Here is a 6,283-nt window from a genome sequence, read left to right as displayed (position 1 = left end):
TTTCTTCAGCGATACAATAAGATAAAAATAATAAGGGTAAAGAAAATAAGGTTTTTTGAAATTGCATGGGTGATCCTAATCAAAAATAATCTCAATGATACACTAATTATAATAGAAAAGTGAAACCATTTTTAAGCCATTTTTGAATACAATAAGAGCATTTTATTTTTAAGGTTAGAATAATGAGTTTGATCGTTACGCGCTTCGCTCCATCGCCCACTGGCTATCTCCACATAGGAGGCTTAAGAACAGCCATTTTCAATTATCTTTTTGCACGAGCCAATCAAGGAAAGTTTTTTTTACGCATTGAAGACACGGATTTGAGCCGTAACTCCATAGAAGCGGCTAACGCCATTATAGAAGCTTTCAAATGGGTGGGGCTAGAATACGATGGCGAAATCCTCTATCAATCCAAACGCTTTGAAATTTATAAAGAATACATTCAAAAACTCTTAGATGAAGACAAAGCCTATTATTGCTACATGAGTAAAGATGAGTTGGACGCTTTGAGAGAAGAACAAAAGGCCAGGAAAGAAACCCCACGCTATGACAATCGCTATCGTGATTTTAAGGGCACGCCCCCTAAAGGCATAGAGCCTGTAGTAAGGATTAAAGTCCCGCAAAATGAAATCATTAGTTTTAATGACGGGGTTAAAGGCGAAGTGAGAGTGAACACTAACGAATTAGACGATTTTATTATCGCCAGGAGCGATGGGACGCCCACTTATAACTTTGTGGTTATTATTGATGACGCTTTAATGGGGATTACTGATGTGATTAGAGGCGATGATCACCTTTCTAACACCCCTAAACAAATCGTTCTCTATAAGGCTTTGAATTTTAAAATCCCTAATTTTTTCCATGTGCCAATGATTTTGAATGAAGAAGGGCAAAAATTAAGCAAACGCCATGGGGCCACTAATGTGATGGACTATCAAGAAAGGGGCTATCTTAAGGAAGCTTTAGTGAATTTTTTAGCGCGTTTGGGGTGGAGCTATCAAGATAAAGAGATTTTTAGCATGCAAGAATTGTTGGAATGTTTTGATCCTAAAGATTTAAATTCTTCGCCCAGTTGCTTCAGCTGGCACAAGCTTAATTGGCTCAACGCTCATTATTTAAAAAACCAAAGCGCACAGGAATTATTAAAGCTTTTAAAGCCTTTTAGTTTTAGCGATCTCTCGCATTTAAACCCCGCTCAATTGGATCGCTTATTGGACGCTCTCAAAGAAAGATCCCAAACCTTAAAAGAATTGGCCCTTAAAATAGATGAGGTTTTAATCGCTCCTATGGAGTATGAAGAAAAGGTTTTTAAAAAGCTCAATCAAGCGCTCGTTATGCCCTTGTTAGAAAAATTTAAGCTGGAATTAAAAGAAGCCAATTTCAACGATGAAAGTGCACTAGAAAACGCCATGCACAAAATCATTGAAGAAGAAAAGATTAAAGCGGGTAATTTCATGCAGCCTTTAAGATTAGCCCTTTTGGGTAAGGGGGGCGGGATAGGCCTTAAAGAAGCGCTTTTTATTTTAGGCAAAACAGAGAGCGTCAAAAGAATAGAAAAGTTTTTGAAAAACTAAAAGATTGGCTCTGTTTTCATTGAATGCTAATCATAAAAGAGTTTGATTTTAGCGGTTGTTCTAAACAACTCCTTTTGAAAAATAAGAGGGTTTTAAGAGAAAAATGAAAAAAATATTTCTAAAATGTTTTGTTTTGAATGAAATCAAGCTTAAAAGTTGGGTTCAGACAATCTTTGGGCAAACTAATCGTTTGAGGAATGATCTCATAATGGCAATAATTTTCATCTTCAAAGAGAGGTTTTATCAACAAGCGGTTTGAAAAAAGCCGATTTTCTTGATTAGGATCAATAACGCCATTGTTTAAAAAGAGGAAAGTTTGCGCGAGTTTGGTTATTTCGTTTGGGTTATGACTGACTAATAACACGCTTAAATTTTCACGCTTGATGAAATCAAGCAAACCTTGTTGCACTTCGTTTTTTAAGGCGTTATCTAGGGCGTTTAAAGGCTCATCTAAAAGCAATAAATTCTTGGCTGCGATTAAAGCTCTTGCTAAAGCGACTCGTTGGGCTTGTCCGCCAGAGAGTTGAGAAATTTTTTGCTGGCTTAGATTTTCTAAACGCATTAAGCGTAACACTTCGTGGATTTTATTTTTATCTTTAGGGTGAGCAAAGGCGATGTTTTGATACACATTTAAATGCGGGAATAGGGCGTAATCTTGAAACACAAAGCCGATTTTTCGTTGTTGTGGTTTTAAAAAAATCTTTTTTTGAGTGTCTAACCATACTGAATGATTGACTTCAATATAGCCGCTACTCACCGCTTCAAGCCCTGCTAAAATGCGTAAAATCGTGCTTTTACCCGCTCCCGATTCTCCTAATAAAGCGACAACTTCTGCTTCTTTAATTTCTAAGTCTATATTCAAATCAAACGCGCCCCTAGATCCTAAAAGGCGTTTTTTAAACCGCGCTTTTATCATAAAAACGAGCTTTGTTTTTTATTCAAAAACAGGGTAACAAACAAGAGGCTAAAACTGATAATCGTGAGCGTTAAGGCGTATTGATGGGCTTTAGAATAATTGAGCGCTTCAGCTTCGTTAAAAATCGCAATGCTAGCCACTCTTGTTTCCCCTAATATATCACCCCCAAGCATCATCACCACGCCAAATTCACCTATAGTGTGCGTAAAAGTTGTGATGATAGCCATCAATAAACTGGGTTTGATGTTAGGGAGTAGGACAAAAAAAAGGGTGTAATATTCCCCCTTTCCCAAGCTATAACTGGCTTCTTTTAAAGAAGCGGGCAAGGAAATTAACGCGCTTTTAATAGGGCTTACCATAAAGGGTAAGGAAAAAATCACGCTCCCTAAAATAAGCCCTTGAAAACTAAAAACAAGTTTCACGTTGAAAACATCTTGTAAAAACGCTCCCAAAAAAGAAGAAGGCGAAAAGATTAAAAGGAGATAAAACCCTAGCACGCTTGGGGGTAAAACTAAAGGCATATACACAAGCGTTTCTGTCAAGCTCGTTAAAAGATTGCGCTTAAGGCTTAAAAAATAGCCTAAAAAAATCCCTATAGGGAGTAAAATAAGGGTGGTAATAAAAGCTAAAGAAAAGCTCAAACGCATGGTAATCAAAAACTCATGATCCATTGTTCGCCTTTTTTATGCGTTTTAATCCACAATATAGCCGTATTCTTTAAAAATAGCTCTGGCTTTAGGGCCGAATAAAAAATCTTTAAAGACTTTGGCTAAAGGATTATTAGCCCCATTTTTAGTGGTAATCAAGGCTTGTTCAATAGGGTTATAAAGGGCTTTATCAATGATGAAATAAGAGAGGTTTTTATCTTTTTTATCAATCAAGGATAACGCTCCAAAGCCTATTTGAGCGTTTTTAGTAGCGACAAATTGATGGGCTTGGGAAATAGAAGCGCCATAAACGATTTTAGATTTAAGACTGGAAGTGAGCTTTAAATGATCTAAGACTTCCATGCTGGCTTTTCCATAAGGGGCTAGTTTAGGATTAGCCATAGCGATACGCTTGATTTTAGGATCTTTAAGAATTTCTAAAGAATCTATTTTTAGATTTTCGCTCCACAAAACCAACACGCCTTTAGCATAGACTTCTTCTTTAAAAGGGGTTATTTTTTCATCATAAAGCTTTTTAGGCCTAGCAATATCTGCTGAAATGAATAAATCAAAAGGGGCGTTTTGAATGATTTGAGCGTAGAGTTTGCCTGAAGAATTAAAACTAATTCTAATAGCGTCTTTTGGGTGTTCTTTTTGAAATTCTTTAACAAGGGCTTTTAAAGCGTGCGTGAGATTAGCAGCAGCAGCGATTTTTAAATCCTGTGCCAACAGAGCGCTTGAAAAAAATACGATTAAAAAGGCAAACGCTTTGAAAGTATTTTTCATAGAACTCCCTTTGATTAAATGATTGAAGTTATTGATTATACCTATTTGTATCTTAAAAATTTGTATTTTAAAAGTTTGAGGCGGTTTGTTGGTGGGTATATCCCACTTATTAGTATTTAACCAATATTTTCACTCTAAAACTCTCATCTTTGATAAAAAATTAAATCTTTTAGAAAAATAACCGATTTTAGAGTGTAACTTTAATTCAACAAGAAGGATTTATTATGATTAAAAGAATTGCTTGTATTTTAAGCTTGAGCGCGAGTTTAGTGCTGGCTGGCGAAGTGAATGGGTTTTTCATGGGTGCGGGTTATCAGCAAGGTCGTTATGGCCCTTATAACAGCAACTACTCTGATTGGCGCCATGGCAATGATCTTTATGGTTTGAATTTCAAATTAGGTTTTGTAGGCTTTGCCAATAAATGGTTTGGGGCTAGGGTGTATGGCTTTTTAGATTGGTTTAACACTTCAGGGACTGAACACACCAAAACCAATTTGCTCACCTATGGTGGCGGTGGCGATTTGATTGTCAATCTCATTCCTTTGGATAAATTCGCTCTAGGTCTCATCGGTGGCGTTCAATTAGCCGGAAACACTTGGATGTTCCCTTATGATGTCAATCAAACGAGATTCCAGTTCTTATGGAATTTAGGCGGAAGAATGCGCATTGGGGATCGCAGCGCGTTTGAAGCGGGCGTGAAATTCCCTATGGTCAATCAGGGCAGTAAAGATGTAGGGCTTATCCGCTACTATTCTTGGTATGTGGATTATGTCTTCACTTTCTAGTTTATTCTTTCATTCGCTCTTCTTCATCAAATCAAACCCTGGCCAACTCTTAAAAGGTTGGGGTTCAAAAATCTTTTTCATAAATAGAAAGTTTGCCTTAACGCAGTATAATCCTAGCGTTTCAATTTTTATTTTACTCAATAGGTGTTTGGTGTTGGCGTTTGAAAGCGGGTTTAGTAAGATTTAAATAATAAATTACTTATATATATTTGATAGATATTATTTTATTCAATAGTGTTATTTAATGGCTCAATTTAATAGGATAGTTTCGCTTTTATTTCTTTAAAACAAATTGATTCTACTGGGGAAAGGTTTTTATGGAAAACAGCACACTTTATATTGTTATTGCTGGCTTATGGCTTGCTGTAGGCTTTGGAATCTTTTTAAAGAAATTAGACATGCCGGTTATCATTGGCTACATTTGCACAGGAACGGTCTTAGCGGCTTTTTTTAAAATTAATGATTTTAATTTGTTGTCTGATATTGGTGAATTTGGTATCGTCTTTTTAATGTTTATGATAGGCATTGAGTTTAATTTTGACAAGCTCAAATCCATCAAACAAGAAGTGCTGGTTTTTGGGCTTTTACAAGTGGTTTTATGCGCTTTAATCGCCTTTTTATTGGGGTATTTTATTTTGGGTCTTTCACCCATTTTTTCCCTTGTTTTAGGCATGGGGCTTTCGCTCTCTTCAACCGCTATTGTGCTGAAATTCTTTGAAGATTCCAAACAGCTTAGCACGCCCATGGGAAAGAGTGCGGTGGGGATTTTGATTTTCCAAGATATTGCAGCCATTCCCATGCTTTTAATTTTGACAATTCTAGGCAGCAAAGATTCTAATGTTAATTTACTCATTCTTAAAACCCTTATTTCAGCAGGGATTATTTTAGTTCTTTTGTTATTGCCTGGAAAAAAAGGGGCTAATCTCATCTTAGAGCAAGCAAAAGACACGCGCTTGCCTGAAATTTTTATAGGCACGATTTTAGTGATTGTTTGCAGCGCAGCAGGGTTGAGCCATTTTTTTGGGTTTTCTATGTCTTTGGGAGCGTTCATTGTGGGCATGGCCATTTCTAAATCGCGCTATAAAATCAATGTCCAAGAAGAATTTGCGCAATTAAAAAACCTCTTCTTAGCCCTTTTTTTCATTACGATAGGGATGCAAATTAATGTGAGTTTCTTTATGGAGAAATTCTTTGTTGTCATCTTCTTACTCATTTTAGTGATGGGGTTTAAGACGGCTATCATTTATGCGCTTTTGCGTTTTTTTAGAGACACTAAAACTGCCATAAAAACCGCCCTTTCTTTAGCGCAAATCGGGGAGTTTTCTTTTGTTATCTTTTTAAATTCAGGCTCGCACCAGCTCTTTAATTTGCAAGAAAAAAAAGGGATTCTTGGTCTTTTGCACCAAAAAAATATCTTAAATATCGCTCAAAATGACATCCACCAACTCCTTATTCTCATGGTGGTCTTTTCTATGTTGGCAACCCCTTTTATTTTAAAATACCTAGAATCTATCGCTCAATTTATTTTGCACCAAAAGAGCCAAGAAAATGAGCCGGCTAAAAAATAATGGCATA

Annotated in this window: 6 protein-coding genes and 1 pseudogene; 4 read left to right on the top strand and 3 right to left on the bottom strand. The window is 36.5% G+C overall.

The genetic code is table 11. From position 1 onward, the window contains the following. Window positions 1-182 precede the first annotated feature (182 nt). Window positions 183-1,574 carry a glutamate--tRNA ligase gene (gene gltX / locus I6852_RS03925; protein ID WP_197291360.1) on the top strand — a complete coding sequence of 464 codons (1,392 nt, stop codon included), beginning with the start codon at window positions 183-185 and terminating at the stop codon, window positions 1,572-1,574. Window positions 1,575-1,692: 118 nt separating this feature from the next. On the opposite strand, the gene I6852_RS03920 is transcribed toward gltX, so the two are convergent. From I6852_RS03920 to modA, 3 genes are read right to left on the bottom strand one after another with little or no spacing between them, the layout of a single operon-like run. Further along, window positions 1,693-2,490 (bottom strand): ATP-binding cassette domain-containing protein, encoded by a 798-nt coding sequence (locus tag I6852_RS03920; RefSeq protein WP_197291361.1) that lies wholly within the window; start codon window positions 2,488-2,490, stop codon window positions 1,693-1,695. After that, the gene (gene modB / locus I6852_RS03915) at window positions 2,487-3,161 is read right to left on the bottom strand and encodes a molybdate ABC transporter permease subunit (protein WP_197291362.1); all 675 of its coding nucleotides are present in this window, start codon (window positions 3,159-3,161) and stop codon (window positions 2,487-2,489) included. Before modB ends, I6852_RS03920 begins: the two co-directional genes overlap by 4 nt. Before the next feature lie 21 nt (window positions 3,162-3,182). Beyond that, window positions 3,183-3,923, bottom strand: coding sequence for a molybdate ABC transporter substrate-binding protein (modA, locus tag I6852_RS03910; RefSeq protein ID WP_197291363.1), 741 nt, complete (start codon window positions 3,921-3,923; stop codon window positions 3,183-3,185). A 224-nt stretch (window positions 3,924-4,147) separates the two neighbouring features. On the opposite strand from modA, the gene I6852_RS03905 reads away from it, so the two are divergent. The 3 genes and pseudogenes from I6852_RS03905 to I6852_RS03900 all read left to right on the top strand — a co-directional run bounded on the left by I6852_RS03905 (window position 4,148) and on the right by I6852_RS03900 (window position 6,276). Beyond that, complete coding sequence (locus tag I6852_RS03905; RefSeq protein WP_000595782.1) at window positions 4,148-4,708, top strand: outer membrane beta-barrel protein; 561 nt, start codon at window positions 4,148-4,150, stop codon at window positions 4,706-4,708. Next, window positions 4,692-4,873 (top strand): annotated as a pseudogene (locus I6852_RS07990) (hypothetical protein). The gene I6852_RS03905 and the pseudogene I6852_RS07990 overlap by 17 nt, the downstream one beginning before the upstream one ends. A 152-nt stretch (window positions 4,874-5,025) precedes the next feature. Further along, window positions 5,026-6,276: a cation:proton antiporter gene (locus tag I6852_RS03900; protein WP_197291364.1), complete on the top strand. Its 1,251-nt coding sequence runs from the start codon at window positions 5,026-5,028 to the stop codon at window positions 6,274-6,276. The last annotated feature ends 7 nt before the right edge of the window (window positions 6,277-6,283 follow it).

The sequence above is a fragment of the Helicobacter pylori genome (assembly GCF_015904775.1).
GTDB lineage: Bacteria > Campylobacterota > Campylobacteria > Campylobacterales > Helicobacteraceae > Helicobacter > Helicobacter pylori_DM.
Note: the sequence above shows the minus strand (reverse complement) of the source record. Positions and strands in the feature narration are given on the sequence as shown.

Excerpts from the sequence above, each read along its gene's own strand:
- modB (WP_197291362.1), bottom strand. The coding sequence starts at position 3,161 with ATGGATCATGAGTTTTTGATTACCATGCGTTTGAGCTTTTCTTTAGCT.
- I6852_RS03900 (WP_197291364.1), top strand. The coding sequence starts at position 5,026 with ATGGAAAACAGCACACTTTATATTGTTATTGCTGGCTTATGGCTTGCT.
- I6852_RS03905 (WP_000595782.1), top strand. The coding sequence starts at position 4,148 with ATGATTAAAAGAATTGCTTGTATTTTAAGCTTGAGCGCGAGTTTAGTG.
- I6852_RS03920 (WP_197291361.1), bottom strand. The coding sequence starts at position 2,490 with ATGATAAAAGCGCGGTTTAAAAAACGCCTTTTAGGATCTAGGGGCGCG.
- gltX (WP_197291360.1), top strand. The coding sequence starts at position 183 with ATGAGTTTGATCGTTACGCGCTTCGCTCCATCGCCCACTGGCTATCTC.
- modA (WP_197291363.1), bottom strand. The coding sequence starts at position 3,923 with ATGAAAAATACTTTCAAAGCGTTTGCCTTTTTAATCGTATTTTTTTCA.